The sequence below is a fragment of the Mycobacterium sp. THU-M104 genome (genome assembly GCF_049197365.1).
Classification (GTDB): Bacteria; Actinomycetota; Actinomycetes; order Mycobacteriales; family Mycobacteriaceae; genus Mycobacterium.
The window spans coordinates 1-18,933 of sequence record NZ_JBMIOP010000131.1 but is presented as its reverse complement, the minus strand read 5'-3'; the positions used below and the strand labels follow the sequence as shown (position 1 = coordinate 18,933).

Annotated in this window: 20 protein-coding genes and 1 pseudogene; 10 read left to right on the top strand and 11 right to left on the bottom strand. The window is 69.1% G+C overall.

The annotated features are described in order from the left end of the window. Positions 1-290 precede the first annotated feature (290 nt). From ACOJVU_RS11590 to ACOJVU_RS11580, 3 genes are read left to right on the top strand one after another with little or no spacing between them, the layout of a single operon-like run. Positions 291-557: a toxin gene (locus tag ACOJVU_RS11590; protein ID WP_421529920.1), complete on the top strand. Its 267-nt coding sequence runs from the start codon at positions 291-293 to the stop codon at positions 555-557. A gap of 1 nt (position 558) precedes the next feature. Further along, positions 559-903 (top strand): ribbon-helix-helix protein, CopG family, encoded by a 345-nt coding sequence (locus ACOJVU_RS11585; protein ID WP_421529919.1) that lies wholly within the window; start codon positions 559-561, stop codon positions 901-903. 47 nt (positions 904-950) lie between these two features. Beyond that, positions 951-1,304, top strand: coding sequence for a hypothetical protein (locus ACOJVU_RS11580; RefSeq protein WP_421529918.1), 354 nt, complete (start codon positions 951-953; stop codon positions 1,302-1,304). On the opposite strand, the gene ACOJVU_RS11575 is transcribed toward ACOJVU_RS11580, so the two are convergent. From ACOJVU_RS11575 to ACOJVU_RS11560, 4 genes are read right to left on the bottom strand one after another with little or no spacing between them, the layout of a single operon-like run. Further along, positions 1,284-1,817 carry a hypothetical protein gene (locus tag ACOJVU_RS11575; protein ID WP_421529917.1) on the bottom strand — a complete coding sequence of 178 codons (534 nt, stop codon included), beginning with the start codon at positions 1,815-1,817 and terminating at the stop codon, positions 1,284-1,286. The two genes, ACOJVU_RS11580 and ACOJVU_RS11575, sit on opposite strands and share 21 nt — an antisense overlap. Before the next feature lie 57 nt (positions 1,818-1,874). After that, positions 1,875-2,192, bottom strand: a complete 318-nt coding sequence (locus ACOJVU_RS11570) for a glutaredoxin family protein (protein ID WP_421529916.1) — start codon at positions 2,190-2,192, stop codon at positions 1,875-1,877. Then, positions 2,189-2,770 (bottom strand): peroxiredoxin-like family protein, encoded by a 582-nt coding sequence (locus ACOJVU_RS11565; protein WP_421529915.1) that lies wholly within the window; start codon positions 2,768-2,770, stop codon positions 2,189-2,191. The genes ACOJVU_RS11570 and ACOJVU_RS11565 overlap by 4 nt, the downstream gene beginning before the upstream one ends. Further along, positions 2,767-3,297: an NUDIX domain-containing protein gene (locus ACOJVU_RS11560; RefSeq protein WP_421529914.1), complete on the bottom strand. Its 531-nt coding sequence runs from the start codon at positions 3,295-3,297 to the stop codon at positions 2,767-2,769. The genes ACOJVU_RS11565 and ACOJVU_RS11560 overlap by 4 nt, the downstream gene beginning before the upstream one ends. A gap of 136 nt (positions 3,298-3,433) precedes the next feature. Between ACOJVU_RS11560 and ACOJVU_RS11555 the strand changes: the two genes are divergently transcribed. Next, on the top strand, positions 3,434-5,143 hold the full coding sequence (locus tag ACOJVU_RS11555; protein ID WP_421529924.1) for an NAD-binding protein: 1,710 nt from the start codon (positions 3,434-3,436) through the stop codon (positions 5,141-5,143). On the opposite strand, the gene ACOJVU_RS11550 is transcribed toward ACOJVU_RS11555, so the two are convergent. After that, the gene (locus ACOJVU_RS11550; RefSeq protein WP_421529923.1) at positions 5,140-6,018 is read right to left on the bottom strand and encodes an LLM class flavin-dependent oxidoreductase; all 879 of its coding nucleotides are present in this window, start codon (positions 6,016-6,018) and stop codon (positions 5,140-5,142) included. The two genes, ACOJVU_RS11555 and ACOJVU_RS11550, sit on opposite strands and share 4 nt — an antisense overlap. Positions 6,019-6,057: 39 nt before the next feature. Here ACOJVU_RS11550 and ACOJVU_RS11545 point away from each other — a divergent pair, with 39 nt between their 5' ends. Together ACOJVU_RS11545 and ACOJVU_RS11540 are read left to right on the top strand one after the other, a co-directional pair. Further along, on the top strand, positions 6,058-6,471 hold the full coding sequence (locus tag ACOJVU_RS11545; RefSeq protein WP_421529913.1) for a VOC family protein: 414 nt from the start codon (positions 6,058-6,060) through the stop codon (positions 6,469-6,471). Between the two features lie 102 nt (positions 6,472-6,573). Next, complete coding sequence (locus tag ACOJVU_RS11540; protein ID WP_421529912.1) at positions 6,574-6,963, top strand: VOC family protein; 390 nt, start codon at positions 6,574-6,576, stop codon at positions 6,961-6,963. Between the two features lie 18 nt (positions 6,964-6,981). On the opposite strand, the gene ACOJVU_RS11535 is transcribed toward ACOJVU_RS11540, so the two are convergent. Beyond that, positions 6,982-7,473, bottom strand: a complete 492-nt coding sequence (locus tag ACOJVU_RS11535) for a beta-class carbonic anhydrase (protein WP_421529911.1) — start codon at positions 7,471-7,473, stop codon at positions 6,982-6,984. A 143-nt stretch (positions 7,474-7,616) separates the two neighbouring features. Between ACOJVU_RS11535 and ACOJVU_RS11530 the strand changes: the two genes are divergently transcribed. From ACOJVU_RS11530 to ACOJVU_RS11515, 4 genes are read left to right on the top strand one after another with little or no spacing between them, the layout of a single operon-like run. Further along, on the top strand, positions 7,617-8,594 hold the full coding sequence (locus ACOJVU_RS11530; protein WP_421529922.1) for an ABC transporter permease: 978 nt from the start codon (positions 7,617-7,619) through the stop codon (positions 8,592-8,594). After that, positions 8,591-9,478, top strand: coding sequence for an ABC transporter permease (locus ACOJVU_RS11525; RefSeq protein WP_421529910.1), 888 nt, complete (start codon positions 8,591-8,593; stop codon positions 9,476-9,478). Before ACOJVU_RS11530 ends, ACOJVU_RS11525 begins: the two co-directional genes overlap by 4 nt. Continuing rightward, complete coding sequence (locus tag ACOJVU_RS11520) at positions 9,475-11,313, top strand: dipeptide ABC transporter ATP-binding protein (protein WP_421529909.1); 1,839 nt, start codon at positions 9,475-9,477, stop codon at positions 11,311-11,313. Before ACOJVU_RS11525 ends, ACOJVU_RS11520 begins: the two co-directional genes overlap by 4 nt. Positions 11,314-11,317: 4 nt before the next feature. Continuing rightward, positions 11,318-13,075, top strand: coding sequence for an ABC transporter family substrate-binding protein (locus ACOJVU_RS11515; protein WP_421529921.1), 1,758 nt, complete (start codon positions 11,318-11,320; stop codon positions 13,073-13,075). Here the strand turns inward: ACOJVU_RS11515 and ACOJVU_RS11510 are convergent. From ACOJVU_RS11510 to ACOJVU_RS11490, 5 genes and pseudogenes are all read right to left on the bottom strand, one after another. Then, positions 13,062-14,312 (bottom strand): alpha/beta fold hydrolase, encoded by a 1,251-nt coding sequence (locus tag ACOJVU_RS11510; RefSeq protein WP_421529908.1) that lies wholly within the window; start codon positions 14,310-14,312, stop codon positions 13,062-13,064. The two genes, ACOJVU_RS11515 and ACOJVU_RS11510, sit on opposite strands and share 14 nt — an antisense overlap. 87 nt (positions 14,313-14,399) lie before the next feature. Further along, positions 14,400-17,030 (bottom strand): AAA family ATPase, encoded by a 2,631-nt coding sequence (locus ACOJVU_RS11505; RefSeq protein WP_421529907.1) that lies wholly within the window; start codon positions 17,028-17,030, stop codon positions 14,400-14,402. After that, a complete protein-coding gene (locus ACOJVU_RS11500) occupies positions 17,027-18,178 on the bottom strand; it encodes a metallophosphoesterase family protein (RefSeq protein ID WP_421529906.1) in 1,152 nt (383 codons plus the stop codon). Before ACOJVU_RS11500 ends, ACOJVU_RS11505 begins: the two co-directional genes overlap by 4 nt. Positions 18,179-18,328: 150 nt before the next feature. After that, positions 18,329-18,580 (bottom strand): annotated as a pseudogene (locus ACOJVU_RS11495) (ISAzo13-like element transposase-related protein); the annotation flags it as partial. 71 nt (positions 18,581-18,651) lie between these two features. After that, on the bottom strand, positions 18,652-18,933 hold a 282-nt coding region (locus ACOJVU_RS11490; protein ID WP_421529905.1), incomplete at its 5' end, for an integrase core domain-containing protein.

Sequence of the window (18,933 nt, the reverse complement as noted above, 5' to 3'; positions counted from 1 at the left end):
CAGGTTCGAATCCTGCCGGGGGCACCGTCTGAAGCAATCTTTACCGTGAGACCCCGAAACGGCTGGGGTGCCGCGACGGCGTTACTGGCCTTCAGCGTGCCCGTGTCCCGTTCGATCACGGACGGGACAGAGACGCGTTCACAGAGGGCTGGCCGCGGGCCTGGGTTGGACACCGGAGGATGCCCTGCCGTGGGTGCTGCCCGAGAAGTGGCTTAACCCTAGAGCTCATGGCGTGCCGAGGCTGACCAGCAGAGACGCGGGCCCGTGGAATTTCGTGTTACGTTAATCAAGTGAGGCCACTGAAGGTCCACGACTCCGCCCTGAAGCGCGAGTACACCGAGGACGACATACGACACGCTCTGAATCACATACACATCTCCTACGACGTGATCGACGATGATCCACCTCGAACCTGGGCATTCGGGTTCACGGCCACGGGAGTCTTGATCGAACTGATAGTGCTTCGCAAGGCGAAGGAAGACCTCGTGATTCATTGCATGAAGGCCAGGAAGGCCGAACTTGACAAAGCCCTCCGCATTACGGGAGGCAGGTACTGACATGGCAACTTCGAAGAAGGATACGGCGCGCGCCGCGAAGACGTTCAGGACCGGCAAACGGGACAAGTCGCCCACTGCGTCACAGCTGGCGCGCGACGAGCGGCCATTGCCGGAGTCGGTGGACGAGGACACCATCGCCCGTTTGGTCGCCGAAGCCGAGGAGGGGATTCCCGCCGAGAAACTGCGGCGTCGCGGGCGTCCCGCGATCGGCGACGAAGCGGCGCGCACGTATTCGGTTCGGCTGCCTGATGACCTGGTGGCCCTCGCCGACGAGCGTTCCGAGATCGACGGTGTGACCAGAGGGGAGACGGTCCGCCGCGCGCTCATCGAGTACCTGACGAAGTGACGCCGAGCAACGAGAACCCGCTTGGCCCGTGAGAACCCTTGAGGACTATGACCGTTCGCGCCGGACTGGCTCGGAAGTTCTACTTTGGCCGCGACGCGGTGCTGTTGGCCATGGACAACGCAGGGGTGACCCCATTCCTCGCGGCGCTCACCCAAGCACAACAACAGGGGTCGTCTCGACTCGACGTCGACGAGATGACTCACCAGTTCTTCGTCGAACCCGGCGCGGCCGAGGTTCAGTTCCAGGACGCGGCGGCGGTGTGGCGGCTCGACCACGCCAAGGCGGCCGAAATCATCGAACTACTCACCGATATGAGTCAGCATCCGGGTGCGGGTCACTACTACGTCGACATTGCGGCGCCCGCTACCACGCTGGTGATCTCACTCGACGAGTACGCCTGAAAATCGTGGCGCGGGTTCGGGCACACGGGTGAACGCATAGTGCAACACCAGGGCGGTGACGACGCCGTAACCGATGTGGGGCACCAGGTCGCTGACCCAGCCTACGAGTCCCCAGGTGCGCGGGTCGGTCACCCCCAGGACGGTCATCGGCCCGTTGGTGCCGATCAGCGCGAACACGGCGGCGGCCAGGATGCCCGTCGTGAGCCCGGGCCGCCAGCCGAGCCCGTAGGCCAGCCCCAGAATCACGCCGATGCCGATGCCCGCGGTGTATCCGGTCAGCGCGCCGAGTCCGGAAAGCCGGGCCGCCAGCACGTCACCGCTGCCGGGCACCGTCAGGTGGATCAGCTTCGCCATGGCCGCGACGGTCCGCTCAGGCGTGCTGCTGGCCGGCCGGCCCCGGATCGCCATGTCGAGGTAGGTGATCACGTTGAGTGTGGTGGTGCCCGCGGCGCCGGCCGCGGCGCCAATCAGCACACCCGCCCAGATGCGCGAAACCCGGTTGGTTTTCCTCACCGCTGTCTCCTGGATCGTCATGTCTTTCCGGGATGCCACCGCGCGGGCATTGACCCGTCAGCGCCGCAGCCGTGACCACAATGCCGACCACCATCGTCCGCTGGACCTCAGCTGGTCGAGCAGTTCGGGAGCCTGGGCGCGGACAGCCTCGAGCACCTGGCCCGGCGACGGGTTGACCATCGCGATGTCGCCGACGACCACCGTCGGAACGGTCTCGTTGCCGTCGGCGATGGAGCGGACCACCGCGGCGGCGTCCGGGTCGGCCCAGATGTCCACCTCCCGGGTCGGCAGGCCCAGCCGGCGCAGCGCGCCGCGCAGGCGCCAGCAGAACGGACAACCCGGCCGCCAGTAGACGACGACCTCCGGTGCGCTCATGGCCGGCCCACCGAGCGCTGGATGTCCAGCAACTCGTCGACCGACCACTGGTCGTCGGCGTGCCGGCCGTAACGCAATGCGAGAACCGTTCCGTCGGCATCGATGAGGAAGTCGGCGGGCAGCCCCAAATGCGTTGTGCCGTCGTTCGATCCAACGCCGCCATAGTCGGGGTCGCCGCGGTGGTCGAGCATGGCCCGATACCCGCGCAACGCCGAGGACCACGAACGCGGGTCGGCGACGGCGCGCAGGCTGGTTTCGACCCCGAATTCGCGGTAGATCGCCTTGTCGGGGTCGGCGACCACCGCGAACGGCAACAACGCCTGGTAGCCGCGCAGCGCATCGGCCGGGGAATGGAAGAACACCACCTCGGTGATCCCGGCGCCGGCGAGCTCGGCGTGCCGGTCGGCGAATCCGCGCAGGTGCAGGCTGCAGATGGGGCACCCGGCGAATCGGCGAAACTGCAGGTGCGTGGTGCCGCTCGCCGCCGGTATCGACAACGACTGGCCGGTGATCGTCTCCCACCGGCGCACCGGGACGGTCGCGCCGGTCGACAGCCGGTTGCTCGCCGAACGCTTCATGGCCGGCGCAACAGGAACAGGCTGTAGGCGGCCAGCGACTGCGCGTCGGCGATCACCCCCGAGCGGATCATCTGCTCGACGTCGTCGCGGGAGAACCAGGCATCGCGCATGTCCTGCTCCTCGGGCTCGCGATCGTGCTCCCCTTCGACGATCCCGGTGGCCAGGAACACCCAGCCGCGCTGACTGGTCATCCCGGGCACCGTGTCGATGCGGCCCAGCGCCTCGAACGACGCCGCGCGCAGGCCGGTCTCCTCGCGCAGCTCCCGCTCGGCCAGCTCGGCCGGCTCGAGATCCTCGGCCGCGGTGCCCTGGGGGAACTCCCAGCACCGCACACCGAGCGGATACCGGAACTGTTCGACGAGCCGGAAGCGGTCCCCGTCATAGGGCATCACCAGCGCGTAGTCCGGCTTGTCCACCACGCTGTAGATGCCCGGTGTGCCGTCCGGGAACCGGATGTCGTCCTCGCGGATCGACAGCCACGAGTTCCGGTAGATCTCGCGCGACGCGAGGCGTTCGATGATGGGCACCAGACCAGTATCGCGTCCGGGCGCTTCAGTGGCACAAATCGGCGTGGTGTCCGATAGTCATAGCAATCAGCGAACACCGATACCGCCAGAGGTGGGGTTTCATGCCGGACGAGCCGACCTCGAAACGCGCGTGACCATGCGCCGTCACATCATCGTCAGCGGCGAGGACTCACTGGCCACGACGATCGTCGAGGAGCTCAACAACGCCGGCGTGAGCATCGTCCAGCTCGCCAGCCCGGCCGACCTGCACGCCGCCGGCATATCCGCGGCCGCCGCGGTCGTCTGCGCCGGCGACGACGACGCGACCAACCTCGAGATCGCGCTGCTGGCGCGCAAAGCCAACCCGGACGTGCGCGTGGTGGCGCGGCTGGCCAATGGCGTGCTCCGCGAGGCGGTGGCCGACGACAACGGCCCCGGCGCGATCCTCGACGTCGCCGACCTCGCAGCACCGTCGGTCGTGGAGGCCTGCCTGTCCCGTAAGGCGCACCCGATCCAAGCGGCGGGCATCGAGTTCGTCGTCTCCGACGCCGAAGCGCCGCGTGACGGCAGACTCCGCGACCTCTACGGCGATCTGGCGCCGGTGGCGGTCATCCACGGCAAGAACTCCGAGACGCCCGGCACGGTCGTGGCATGCCCGGGCCGGGATCTGCGGGTACTGGCCGGAGACCTGACCGTGGTGGTCGGCACCCCCGAGGAGCTGGCCTGCTGCGGCATCAGGACACCCCGGACCAACCGCACGCGCACCCACCGGCCGCGATTGCGGCGCGTGTTCGACGCCGCCCGCACCCTGCGCAATGACGTCAACCCGATGTTCTATCGCGCGCTGGCTGCCGCGCTGACGTTGTGGATCGGCTCGACCGCGGTGTTGCGCTTCACCTACCAGACCCCGCCGGGCATGACGTGGATCGACGCGCTGTACTTCAGCACCGAGACGATCGCCACGGTGGGATACGGCGACTTCAGCTTCCTGCACCAGCCGATGTGGCTGCGACTGTTCAGCATCATGTTGATGTTCGCCGGTGTGACCACGACCGCGCTGCTGGTCGCGTTCATCGCCGACTTGTTGCTGTCGCGCCGCTTCGCCCACTCGGCCGGACGCCGGCAGGCCCGCCATCTGCGCAACCACATCGTCGTGGTGGGCCTGGGTTCGTTCGGCATCCGCGTCGTGAGCGATCTGACCACCGCCGGCTACGACGTAGCGGTGATCGAGCGCGACGAGAACAGCCGGTTCCTGTCGTCGGCGGCCCAACTCGACGTGCCGGTGATCTTCGGGGACGCGACGCTGCACCAGACTCTGGAGTCGGCCCGCGTCGAACACGCCCGCGCGATCGCGGTGCTCACCCAGGACGACATGGTCAACATCGAGACCGGAATCGTGCTGCGCGAGATGTTGGGACCTCGGACGATGCCGCACGTGCATCGGCCCGACGTTCCCACCGTGCTGCGCATCTACGACCGGGCACTGGGCAGCGCGGTCGCGCAGCGGTTCGGATTCGAACATGTCCGCTCGACCGTCGACCTGGCCGTGCCGTGGTTCATCGGCGCTGCGATGGGCCTGCAGGTGCTCGGCACCTTCTCGGTCGGGCAGCGGTCCTTCATGGTCGGCGCCATGCACGTGGCGGCCGGCAGCGAACTCGACGGGCTGCGCATGTTCGAACTGTCCACGCGAACCCGCGTCATCGCGATCACCCGACACGACACGCCCGTCAACCTGCATCCGCGGCGCGACGCCTGGCTGCGCGCCGGGGACACCGTCTACCTCGTCGGGCCGTACCGGGAGCTGCTGGCCACGCTGCGCAAGGGCCAGCCGCCGGCCCCCACCAGCGTCGACGAGCGCGCCAGCTAGAGCCTCGCGGCCACATCGGCGGCGCGCCGGAGCTGGTCGAGCTCCGAACTGGTCGGAATGAGCTGGACCTCGTCGGTGCCGATGTCGGAGAACCTGCGCAGCACGTCCAGGAGCTGCTCCTCGGTGCCGGCCCAGCCGGTCGTCGGCGCCATCGCGTCGACGTACTCTGCCGGTATCCAGTTCATGTAGCGCCGTAGATGACGGTGCACCTGTGCGCGGGCCTGCTCGGGCGGGCCGAACGCGAACCAGAACGACGTCATCAGGTGGGGTTTGGGCTTGCCGGCCTGCGCCCAGGCCTGCCGCGCCACATCGAACAGCTCGTTCTGCTTGGCGACATCGAGATCCAAGGTGGTGCCGGCCAGCCCGTCAGCCCAGGCCGCGGCGCTACGGATGGTCTTGGGTCCGATGCTGCCCACGAGCAGCGGCGGGCCACCCGGCTGCACCGGCGCCGGCCCGACGGGCAGCACCGAATCGGTGACCTTCTCCCCCGCCCACACCCGCTTCATCACCGCCACGCGTTCGGCCATGTCGCGCATCGTCTGCGTCGCCGGGTCGGCGCCCACGGCCTGGTAGTCCTCGTGCCTGCCGCCGACGCCGATGCCCGCGCTCAGCCGCCCGCCGCTGAGCATGTCGCCGGTGGCCAGGCCCTTGGCCAGCATGACCGGGTCGTGCAGTTGGGGGACGATGACGGTCGTCAGCAGCCGCACCCGATTCGTCCAGGCCGCCAGCGCGCCCAGCAGCGTCAGGTTGTCCGGATTGTCGAACGCGATCCGCTCGCCCCAGCACAGCGATGAGAACGGGCCCTCGTCGACGGTGCGCGCCCAGCCCCGCAAGAGCGTCGCATCCAGGTCGGGCTCCATCACCGGCATCGTCATCGCTACCTGCACAGCGCCGATTCTGGCAGCATCATCCGTGTGGGTTCGAGCAGCACCTCCATCGCGCACGTGCGGCTGACCGTCACCGACATCGAGCGGTCGCGACGGTTCTACGAGAGCGTGTTCGGATGGCCGGTCCTGCTGGAGGTTCCCGACAATGCCGACGAAGCGACCCGCAACCGCCTGGGTTTTCTGTTCGGGGGTGTCATCTACGACCTCGGCGGCACATTGCTCGGGCTGCGCCCCGTCGGCGCCGACCGCTTCGACGAGGACCGCACCGGGCTGGACCACATCGCGTTCCGGCTCGCCAGCAGGTACGAAATCGACTCTGCGGCAGCCCATCTCGATCAGATCGGCGTGCCCCATGAGACGGTCAAGGACATCGGGCCGTCATACATCCTGCAGTTCCGCGATCCCGACAACATCGCCCTGGAACTCACCGCGCCAAAGTAGTCGAATGAGTTGTCGCCGCGAGGATGCGCACAGTGACAGCCGCGAACGCGTGTCTGTGCACCGGCACGCACGATCGCGGGACGAAGTTCGGAGGTAACCACCATGACCATCAGCTTCAACCACACCATTGTCGCGGCCCGCGACAAGCACAAGTCCGCGGAATTCCTCACCGAACTGTTCGGACTGCCCAGCCCAAAACCGTTCGGCCACTTCATGGTTGTCGCACTCGAGCACGGCGTCAGTCTCGACTACACCGACGTCGCCCCCGGCGAGGACATCACGCGCCAGCACTACGCGTTTTTGGTCGCCGAGCAGGATTTCGACGCGATCTACGGCAAGATCCGCTCACGCGGCCTACTGCACTGGGCCGACCCGCGGCAGAGCCGGCCCGGCGAGATCAACCACAACGACGGCGGACGCGGTGTCTATTTCCTGGATCCCGCCGGACACACCATGGAGATCCTGACCCGTCCTTACGGCTCGGGCAGCTGAACGCTGACACACCATTAGTTACCGCGTGACCTCATCGAGCTTCCCGGTGGCGACGTCGAAGACGAACCCACGCAGGGACACCTGCTTGGTGACGAACGGGCTGATCTCGATGCGGCGCAACGACTGCCGCACGTCCTCGGCCACGTCGGCAAAGGCCTCGGGCGCCCACGGTGGTTTGACGCCCGTCTCTGCGGCGATGGCGCGCCGGAAGTCGGCGTCGGTGAACGTCAGCATGCCGCAGTCGGTGTGATGGATCAGCATGACCTCGCGGGTGCCCAGCAACCGCTGGCTGATGGCCAGCGAGCGGATCGTGTCGTCGGTGACCACGCCCCCAGCGTTACCGATGACGTGGGCCTCACCCTCGGCGACGCCCAGCATGCGGTAGATGTCGAGCCGGGCGTCCATGCACGCCACGATCGCGACGTGTTTGCTCGGCGGCATGGGAAGCGGGTCCGTGAACGAGCTCGCGTAGCCGGCATTGTGGGCCAGATAGTCGTCGGTGACCGTCACGTCAGCCTCCCTCACAGTGACGCCGGACGTCGTGTGATGCATGCTACATCCACGTGGCAGAGGCCGGGTCCGGCGTTGCCACCGCGCTGCCGCGCCCCGGCTCGATAGCCTGTCACCATGCGACCAGGACGGGCCGGCCGGGCATGATCCGCTTCCTGGCGCGCCGGTTGCTCAACTATGTCGTGCTGCTGGCGCTGGCGTCCTTCCTCACCTATTGCCTGACCTCCTTCGCCTTCCGGCCGCTGGACAGCCTGCTGCAGCGCAACCCCCGGCCGCCGCAGGCGGTGATCGACGCCAAGGCCCACGCCCTCGGCCTGGACAAGCCGGTCCCGATCCGCTACGCCGACTGGGCCGCGCACGCCGTGCGGGGTGACTTCGGGACCACCGTCACCGGCCAACCCGTCGGCTCCACGCTGTGGCGCCGCGTCGGCGTCACCCTGCGACTGCTGGTCATCGGCTCGGTCGTGGGCACCGCGCTCGGTGTGGTGGCCGGCGCGTGGGGCGCCATCCGCCAGTACCGGCTCAGCGACCGGCTCGTCACCACCGTGGCATTGCTGATACTGAGCACTCCGACCTTCGTCATCGCCAACCTGCTGATCCTCGGGGCGCTGCGGGTGAACTGGGCGCTGGACATGCACCTGTTCGACTACACCGGGGAGACGTCGCCGGGGATACGGGGTGGCACCTGGGCGCACCTGCTCGACCGGCTGCGGCACCTGGTCCTGCCGTCGATGACGCTGGCGCTGGGCGCCGCCGCCGGCTACAGCCGGTATCAGCGCAACGCCATGCTCGACGTGCTGGGCCAGGATTTCATCCGCACCGCCCGCGCCAAGGGGCTCACCCGCCGGCGCGCGCTGGTCAAACACGGTCTGCGCACCGCGCTGATCCCCCTGGCCACCCTGTTCGCCTACGGGGTCGCCGGGCTGGTCACCGGCGCGGTGTTCGTCGAGAAGATCTTCGGCTGGCACGGGATGGGCGAGTGGCTGGTGCAGGGCATCGCGACCCAGGACACCAACATCATCGCCGCCATCACCTTGTTCTCCGGCACCGTGGTGCTGCTGGCCGGGCTGCTCTCCGACGTCTTCTACGCCGCGCTGGACCCGAGAGTGCGGGTGTCGTGAGCGCCGACGCACCGGAGTTCACCTCGCACCGCACCCTGGTGCTGCGACGGTTCGCCCGCAACCGGGGCGCGATGGTCTCGCTGACGCTGCTGGCACTGCTGTTCATGGGCTGCTACACGCTGCCCCCGCTGCTGCCGTATTCGTATCAGGACCTCGATTTCAACGCCCTGCTGCAGCCGCCCGACACCCGGCACTGGCTGGGCACCAACGCGATGGGCCAGGACCTGCTGGCCCAGATCGTGCGCGGCATGCAGAAGTCGATGCTGATCGGAGTCTGTGTCGCGGTCATCTCCACCGGCATCGCCGCCACCGTGGGCTCGGTCGCGGGGTATTTCGGCGGCTGGCGGGACCGGGTGCTGATGTGGGTTGTCGACCTGATGTTGGTGGTGCCCGCGTTCATCCTGATCGCCATCGTCACCCCGCGAACCAAGAACTCGGCGAGCATCCTGATGCTGGTGCTGTTGCTGGCCGGCTTCGGCTGGATGGTCAGCTCGCGCATGGTGCGAGGCATGACACTGAGCCTGCGCGAGCGCGAATTCATCCGGGCGGCACGGTATATGGGGGTGACCAGCCGCCGGATCATCGTCGGGCACGTGGTGCCCAACGTGGCGTCCATCCTGATCATCGACGCCGCGCTGAACGTCGCCTCGGCCATCCTGGCCGAAACCGGCCTGAGCTATCTCGGTTTCGGCATCCAGCCGCCGGACGTCTCGCTGGGCAGTCTGATCGCCAACGGCACCCAGTCAGCGACCACGTTCCCGTGGGTCTTCCTGTTCCCGGCCGGGGTGCTGGTGCTGATCCTGATGTGCGCCAACCTGACCGGCGACGGTCTGCGTGACGCGCTGGACCCCGGCAGCGCGACGTTGCGGGGCGGCGCCCGGTGAGCCCGCTGCTGGAGGTGACCGATCTGGCAGTCACCTTCCCGGCCGACGGCGGGCCGGTGACCGCGGTGCGCGGCATCAGCTACAGCGTGGACGCGGGCGAGGTCGTGGCCATGGTGGGCGAGTCGGGCTCGGGCAAGTCCGTGTCCGCGATGGCCGTCGTGGGGCTGCTGCCGGAGTACGCCCGGGTGCGCGGCTCGGTGCGGTTGCAGGGCACCGAACTGCTGGGCCTCGCCGACGCGGAGATGTCGCGGTTCCGCGGCAAGTCGGTCGGAATGGTGTTCCAGGATCCGATGTCCGCGCTGACGCCGGTCTACACCGTGGGCGACCAGATCGCCGAGGCGATCGAGGTCCACCAGCCGCGCGGCGAGCGCGGGGCCGCCCGGCGGCGCGCGGTGGAACTGCTCGAACTGGTCGGGATAGCACAGCCCGAGCGGCGCGCCCGCGCCTTCCCGCACGAGCTCTCCGGCGGCGAGCGGCAACGGGTGGTGATCGCCACCGCGATCGCCAACGATCCCGACCTGCTGATCTGCGACGAGCCCACCACTGCCCTCGATGTCACCGTGCAGGCGCAGATCCTCGAGGTGCTTAAGACCGCACGCGACATCACCGGCGCCGGGGTGCTGATCATCACCCACGACCTCGGGGTGGTGGCCGAGTTCGCCGACCGGGCGCTGGTGATGTACGCGGGCCGGGTCGTCGAGTCCGCGGCGGTGCACGACCTCTACCGCGATCGCCAGATGCCCTACACCGTGGGCCTGCTGGGCTCGGTCCCGCGGCTGGATGCCGCGCAGGGCACCCGGCTCGTGCCCATCCCCGGCGCGCCGACGTCGCTGGTCAGCCTGGAGCCGGGCTGCCCTTTCGCTCCGCGCTGCCCGCTGGTGATCGACGAATGCCGCGCGGAGGAGCCGGATCTGGTGTTGGTCGGGCCTGAGCACCGGGCCGCCTGCATCCGCACCGACCAGGTCGACGGGCGCAGCGCCGCAGACATCTACGGGATCCAGACCGCTGCCCGGGCTGCAGAACCCGGCGACTCCGCGGTCGTCGTGCGGGTCCGCGACCTGGTCAAGACCTACCCGCTGACCAAGGGCGTGCTGCTGCGTCGCACGGTCGGCGAGGTGCGCGCCGTCGACGGGGTCAGCTTCGAACTGAGGAAGGGCCGCACGCTGGGCATCGTCGGCGAGTCCGGCTCGGGCAAGTCGACCACACTGCACGAGATCCTGGAACTGGTTGGGCCGCAATCGGGCTCGATCGAGGTACTCGGCAGCGACGTCGCCGCGCTGAGCCCCACGAGCCGGCGGGCGCTGCGCCGCGACATCCAGGTCGTGTTCCAGGACCCGGTCGCCTCCCTGGACCCGCGGCTCCCGGTCTTCGAACTAATCGCCGAGCCGTTGCGCGCCAACGGTTTCGACAAGGCCGATACTAATGCACGGGTGGCGGAGCTGTTGGGCATCGTGGGATTGCGCCACGCCGACGCGGCCCGCTACCCCGCCGAGTTCTCCGGCGGGCAGAAGCAGCGCATCGGCATCGCCAGGGCGCTGGCCTTGCAGCCCAAGATCCTGGCGCTCGACGAACCGGTATCGGCCCTCGACGTCTCCATCCAGGCGGGGATCATCAATCTGCTGCTCGACCTGCAGGAGCGATTCGGGTTGTCGTATCTGTTCGTCTCCCACGACCTTTCGGTGGTCAAGCATCTGGCCCACGACGTGGTCGTGATGCACGCCGGCAAAATCGTCGAACAGGGCGAGAGTGCGCAGATCTTCGGTGACCCGCAGCACGAGTACACGCGCCGGCTGCTGGGCGCGGTGCCGCAACCGGATCCGAGCAGGCGTGGCTAGCCGCTTGCACCGGAGCCGAACCCGCGCTCACGACGCCCAGACTGCGTCCAGTGCGTCGATTCGGGGCGGACGGGTGCGGTGGGCGCAGGCTCGATCGCAGGGCTCAGGGCTGGTGGCGGCTTGCCTTGCCGTCGCGCTGGTGGTCTCCGGCTGCTCGGCGATCAACCTGGCACCTGAGAACGCCATGAAGGCCCGGCTCGGCTCGAGCAGTGACGTCAACCCGCACAATCCCGCCACGCTGCGCGACGGGGGCAACCTGAAGCTGGCGCTCAGCGACTTCCCGCCCAACTTCAACATCCTGCACATCGACGGCAATTCGGCCGAGGTGGCCTCAATGATGAAGGCCACGCTGCCGCGGGCGTTCGTCATCGGTCCCGACGGCTCGACGACCGTCGACACCAACTACTTCACCAGCGTCGAACTCACCGGAACTTCGCCTCAGGTGGTCACCTACACGATCAACCCACGCGCGGTGTGGTCGGATGGCACACCGATCACCTGGCGCGACATCGCCAGCCAGATCCACGCCCTGTCCGGCGCCGACAAGGCGTTCGAGATCGCCGGGCCCGGCGGCGCTGATCGCGTCGCGTCGGTGACCCGCGGGGTCGACGACCGGCAGGCGATCATGACCTTCGCCAAGCCCTACGCCGAGTGGCGCGGCATGTTCGCCGGCAACGGCATGTTGCTGCCCGCCAGCATGACCGCCACACCCGAGGCCTTCAACAAAGGTCAGCTGTCCGGGCCCGGCCCGTCGGCGGGCCCGTTCATCGTTTCGGTCCTCGACCGGACCACGCAACGAATCGTGTTGACGCGCAATCCCACATGGTGGGGGCCACGGCCGCGGCTGGACGCCATCACTTATCTGGTGCTCGACGACGCCGCGCGGTTGCCCGCGCTGCAGAACGACACGATCGACGCCACCGGCATCGCGACGGTGGACCAGCTGGCGATCGCGCAACACACCACGGGCATCTCGATCCGTCGTGCGCCCGCCCCGAGCTGGTCGCACTTCACGTTCAACGGGGCGCGGGGATCGATCCTGGCCGACAAGGCGCTGCGCATCGCCGTGTCCCAGGGCATCGACCGGCAGACCATCGCCAAGGTCGTCCAGTACGGGCTCACCACCGACCCGGTGGCACTGGGTAATCACATCTACGTCGCGGGCCAGCAGGGCTACCAGGACAACAGCGCCGTCGTCCCGTATGACCCGGCCGCGGCGCGACGCGAGCTCGACGCGCTGGGCTGGAAACTCAACGGCCAGTTCCGGGAGAAGGACGGGCACCAACTTTTGATCCGCGATTTGTTCTATGACGCGCAGGGTTCGCGGGCCTTCGCCCAGATCGCCCAGCACAGCCTGGCTCAGATCGGGGTCAAGCTCGACCTGGTGGCCCGCTCGGGCAGCGGCTTCTTCAGCAACTACGTCAACGTCGGGGACTTCGACATCGCGCAGTTCGGCTGGCTGGGCGACGCATTCCCGCTGTCGTCGCTGACCCAGATCTACCAGTCCGACGGCGCGAGCAACTTCGGCAAGATCGGGAGCCCGCGGATCGACGCCGCGATCGAGCGTACGCTCGAAGAACTCGATCCCGCCAGGGCACGGGCGCTGGCCAACGACCTCGACAAGCTCATCTGGGCCGAGGGATTCAGCCTGCCGTTGACCCAGTCGCCGGGCGACGTGGCGGTGCGCAGCACGCTGGCCAATTTCGGCGCCCCGGGTCTGGCCGACCTGGATTACACCGCGATCGGTTTCATGCGGTCCTGAGCCGGCGGAGCAGGGGCGCCGGATATGGCAACCCAGCCTCCACGGCCGCGGCCGTATCGACCGCTTTCCACAGCAGCCGCACCCCAGTCCGCGGCGGGAGCGCGTCCAGCTCGCGAGCCCGGCCGACGAGCGAGTCGGCTTTGCCGCGCCACACCGCGGCTGCGACGGACAGGGCCGCGGGCTCGCGAAAGTCCAGCGCGCTGTGCGCCATCGTCGGCAGCCTCAGCAGCGCCGCATCGGGTATCAGCGATGCGATGCGCTCGGCCACCGTCGGCGGGGTGATCAGGTCGCGGTCGCCGGAGATCAGCACCGTAGGCCAGGCGAACTTCGGCATCTCGGCCACCAGGTCGAACGGCTCTACCTCGAACACCGTTGTCGGGGTGAGGGTTTCACGCAGCGCCACCGCAGGATCAAGCGGCAGGCCGTCGGGCTCGGCGGCGTAGTCGAGTTCACGGAATGCGATGCGGCTGACCAGATCGGCCTCGAAACGGTATGGCACCTTTCGGTTGAGTATCGCGGTGGACCGCAACAGTGCGCGCCACAGCAACATTCGACCGTCGAGCAAGAGGTCGAGTTGGCGGTCGAGCAGGGCGGGGCCGCCGTATCCGTACATCCAGGCGGCCACGTCTCCGCCGGAGGCGGTCATCACGCCCGCCTCGACGAGCGTGCGCATCTTCGGTGCCAGCGCCGCGGTCTCGGGTCCGTCGCCGCCCAGCAACAGCCCGCGAACGGCATCGCGCACCAGCGCGATGTCGTGGCGTGACAGTAGCGGCGAATCCAGCACCATCGCCCGCACCCGCCCGGGATGGCGGACTCCGACCCCGGCCGCGACGTAGGTTCCGTAGGATGCGCCGTAGAGGACGGCCGAGTGCACGCGGGCGTCCTCGAGCACGCCGGCGACGTCGTCGACGACCTGCTCGACGGTGATCGCCTCGGGCGGCAGGTCGGCGCCGGAGTCGTCGTGGCGCGACATGCCCACCCCGCGGTGCTCGATCATGATGACGTCGAGGCCGGCCGCGGCGGCACGCCGCCGGAAGCCCTGGTACATCAGCACCGAGGCCACGCCCGGGCCACCCGGGATGATCACCAGCGGGTGGGTGGACTTGCGGCCGGCGCGCACGTAGTAGAGGTCGAACTCTTCGTCGCTGCCCGGCGAGACGGGCCGGCGCACCGGCCGCACCCCGGGCAGTCGGGTCAGTTTGTCGTGCGTGCGGCGCCGCTTGGCGTTCATGGTCATCGATCTCGAACCACCATGGTCCCCTATTCTGTCGGGAGGGGCCGCCGATGGCAGTGCGGCGGCCCGGTTCGGGGCCTTTCGACCCCGCTATACGTTGAGGTCGATGCGGTGCGCGCCCTTGACGCCGTCATAGCGGTCGGGGCTGCAGGTGAACACGATCACCTGCCCGTGCTCGCCCACGATGTCGAACACCTCCCCCATCGTCGCCAGCCGATCGGGATCGGTGAACCCGAGCGCATCATCGACCACCACCGGGACGGTGTCCTCCTTGGCGACCAGCGCGGCGCCGGCGAACCGGGCCAGGATCCCGAGTTGCTCTTTGGCCCCGCCCGAGAGGGATTCGTAGGGCACCGTCACGCCGTCCAAGGTTCGGGTGTGAATGCGCAGGTCGGGGTCGACGTCGACCTCGAAGGTCGGCCCGAACACCGGGCGACCGAGCCGCTGCAGCTCACTGCGGTAGGGGTCGACGTAGCGCAGGCGGGTGTTCTCGCGGTGGCGGGTCATCACCGAGCGCAGCAACTGCGCGGCCCGGGCCCGGCCGCCGATGCGGGCGTGCTCGCCAGTGGCGTGCTCGAGTTCGGTCTCTGCGGCGTCGAGTTTGCCTTTGCGGCCCTCGGTGCCGATGACCGAGAGTTCGATGCCGACCTCGCGCAGCGCGCGGGCGGCGTCCTCGTAGCGCTCGTGCAGGGATGCGGCCTCGTCGGTCGCTGCCTGCAGTTCGGCGGCCACCGCATCGGGCGCCGCGGCGGCCAACTGTTCGGCCAGCTCCGCGACGCGGCGCTCGGCGGCCTGCGCGGCTACGCGCCCGGCCTCGGCCCCGGCGGCGAGGTCCTCATCGCGGGACGCCTCCCGCTCCCGGGCCAGCCGCTCGGCGACCGTGGCCAACTCCGCGCGCTGGGCCTCGGCTTTGTTCTGCAAAACCGTTGCCTGCGTCGATGATTCGTTGAGCCGGGCGCGGGCGGCGGCCGCCGCCTCGCGGGCGGTCTCGCAGGCGGCGTTCGCGGCTGCGCGTGCCTGCTCGGCGGAGTCGAGTTCGGCACGGGCCGCACTGGCATCGATGGCCGGGATGCCGGCCCCGTCCCGCCCGGCGGCACCGAGCTGCGTCAGGCGCGCGCGCAAGTGGTCGACATCGTCGTCACCGCACAACCCGGCCAACGTGGCGCTCAACTGGTCGCGGGCGTTCTGCAGTTCACGGCGACGCTGACCCTCCGTGCGCGCCTCGCCGAGGTCTGCCACCGCACCGCCCGCCAACGCAGCGGTCAGCTCTTGTCGGGCCGCGGCATGTTCGGCTTGCACGTCGAGCGCGGCCGCACCCGGGGTGACCCGCGCGCTCAGCACGCCGGGCACCTCGACCGTGGTGGGGCCGGTCGCGGTGATCGACCAGCTTTCACCTGCCGACAGCGACACTCGTTGGTCACCGGCGGACAGTTCGACGGCGGCGGCCGCGGTGAACTCGACCACGGCCGAGATCAGTGTCAGCTGACCACCGATGCGGTCGACCGCGGCCGCGGCATCCTCGATTCGCCGGAGCACCTGCTCGGTGACCACGACCGTGGAAAGCTGTTCACAGATCCGGTCACGGTCAGTGTGGAGAGCCTCGATCTTGGCCAGCCGGGCCCGCAGCCGGTCGGCCTCCTCGCGCTCGGCGATCCCGTCCACGGCGCCTCGGGCAACATCGACGCGGCGTTGCGCATCCAGCAGAACCTCCGTCGCGGCTTCGGCCGCAGCATCGGCGGCGTCGGCGGCGTCGCGCGCCGCCGCCTGCGCCTCGGCGGCTTCGCGCGCCGCGGCCTCAGCGGTGGTGACGGTTGCCGTGCGGGCCGCGATTTCGGTGAGCAGCACGGCGCGCCCGTCGTGGGCGGCGGCTGCGGCGGCGCTCGTCGCACCCGTCGCCGCGGCGACCAGCTGGGCCTCGCGGGCCTGCGCGGTGAGCTCGGCGACGGTGTCGGCCGCGGCCCGTGCGGCGGCCAGGCGCGGCCCGGCGGCCATCCGCTGCTGGGACAACTCGGCGACCTGCTCGGTCAGCGCGGCGTGGCGGCGCACCCGCTCGTCGACCTCGGCGACGGCGGCCGCGCAGACCACCACCTCCGCCTCGGCCTTCGCGAGCCGAGAGATCGCGTTGGCCCACTCCCCGGTGGGGCGCCCGGTCGGGGTGAAGTAGCGGCCGTACTCGGCCTCGATCCGCTCGACCAGGAGCGGCTCGGTCCCCGACAGGGCCGCGTCGGCGCCCGAATGCGCGGCGGCGACGTCCAGCGCACGCGACAGCGCATCGCAGCCCGACAGATTCACCGCGGTGGTCGACGCGCTCTGCAACACCCGCTGGGCACGCCACAGGTCGGCGTCCACCGTCTCGGCCAGCATCGCCGTGACCCGCTCGTGGGCTTCGTCGCCGGTCAGCTGCTCGCGGTGCGGCGCCAGCACAGTCAGCTCCGTCTCGAACTTCTTGTGGAACCGCTTGCGATAGACGAAACGATAAGGACCGCAGCTGATCTCGGCGCTGACCTCCGAGCCCACGTCGCTGTGGGCGGGCTTCACCTGCTTGACTTCCTTTCGCGTCGACCGGTCCCGGTATTCCAGCAGCAGGTCGAGCGCCTCGATCATCGACGACTTGCCGATCTCGTTGGCGCCGCACACCACGACCACACCGTGGTCGGGAAACGCGATTTCCCGGTGCGCGACGCCACGGTAGTTCGTCAGGACCAGCCGGTGCAGCTTCATGCCGCCCCCCGGTCGGCCAGTCGCAGCAACAGCGCGAGTGCCGCCTGCGCATCGGCGGCGGAGTCGGTATCGCCCTCGCGCGCCGTCGCCACCAGTTCCTCGACGGCCGCGGCGGCGAACCCGCCGATGCCCAGATCGGTGAACTCGCCGTCGGCGGGGATGACGGCCAGGTCGGTATGCCGGTCCCAAAGCCCGAGCCAGGCGAACAACCGCGCGTATTTGTCCAGACAGGCGTCCAGTGCGGCGCGGTCGGTGACGGTCAGCGAACCGGCCAGCGCGAGCCGCACCACCGTCCGGTCCTTGGCGGTCATCAGGTCCAGATCGCGGTCAAGATCAGCGATGTCGCGACTGTTGTCGACCTGGCGGCGCAGCGTGGCGAACCGCCAGCGGCCCACCCGCCGGGAGTCCACGGTGACGGCCCGTCGCGGGTCGGTCTCGTCGATGTCGACGATCAGCACATGGCCAGGGTCGGGTTCGACGTCGTCGAAGCTGGTGACCTCCGGGGAACCGGAGTACCAGATCCGGCCACTGCCGCCGACCCGGGTGAGCGAATGCTTGTCGCCCAGTGCCACGTAGTGCACGACGCCCCGGGCCAGCGCATCGTCGAGCCGGGCGAGCCGGATCAGCGAGGGCTTGTCGCGATCGGGGTCGAGTGCGTCGACACCGCCGTGGGCGAGCAGGATCCGGGTGGCCGCATCCGGGGCCACACCATCCAGCACGTCGGCGACCAGGTCGGTGGTCGGCGCCTTGGACCGCCACGGTGCGGCGACGATCTCCAGCCCGGGCCGGACCTCGTGCACACCTGCCCGGTCGAGGACGGTGACGTTGTCCGGGTGTTCGGCGGTGAACAGCGCGCTGGTGTAGACCGACGAGGCATCGAGGGGATCGTGGTTGCCCGGCAGCAGGTATACGGGAATGCCGATGGCGCGCATGGCTTCCAGGGACTGGCCGACTACCTGGGGGGCGAGCTGGTTGTGTTCGAAGACGTCGCCGGCTACCACGACGAACTCGGCGTCGACCTCGGCTGCCAGCGCGCCCAGGCCGGCCACCGCGTCGCGGCGTGCGGCCGAGTACCGCGGCTGGGCGTCACCGGCGAGAAAATGCCGGGTCATCCCCAGCTGCCAATCGGCGGTGTGCAGGAATCGCATGCCTGCGACCCCCTCTCGGATTGCGTGGCTGTCAGGGCACCGCGAGCCTATGTCCGGCCACCGACAAGAACGGGGACCTCGACCGGCAGGATTCGGGTGCACCGTCGCCACCAGCCACGATGCGATGCTGGGCGCCGTGTGCGCATCTCAGCGCCAAGGCCACATCGAGATGTGGGAGAACAGCCGGTGTTCAATCTTGTTCCACTTCGACGTGCCAGGCGGCAGGTGACAGACGGTGATGGCCAGGCCGGTCTCGTCGGCGAAGCGGGCCAGTTCGGTCTTCCACAACCGGGTGCGGTAGCCATTGGAGCCGCCGCCGTCTGCGCAGATCAGCAGCCGACTCGCCGTTGGGTAGGCGCCGGATCCGGTGATACGCCACCAGGTTGCGAGGGTGGCCACAGCGTTGGTCTGAGGTGTGTCTGACTTAATGAGGCATTCGTGGTTCGAAATACCCAGACAAGAGCGGTGCGTGATCATGGTTGGGTTTCCTTCAGGTGTCGACGGTAGTTGATGCGGTCGGCGCGTGCCCGGACGAGCCCGTCGCGGCGAGCTTGGCGGATGGCGTCACCGCGTCCTTCGTGTTCGTCGCATGGGGTGACGTAGCCGATGGCGGCCGAGAGCCGCACGGTGTTGTAGTGGATCTGGACGCGGGCGAGTTCGGCGTCGAGTTCGGCGCCGTCGCGGATCTTCTCCAGGTGCGGCCATTCGCCCTTGACGTGTCCGAACAGGGTCTCGATCCAGGCCTGGTCTTGGGG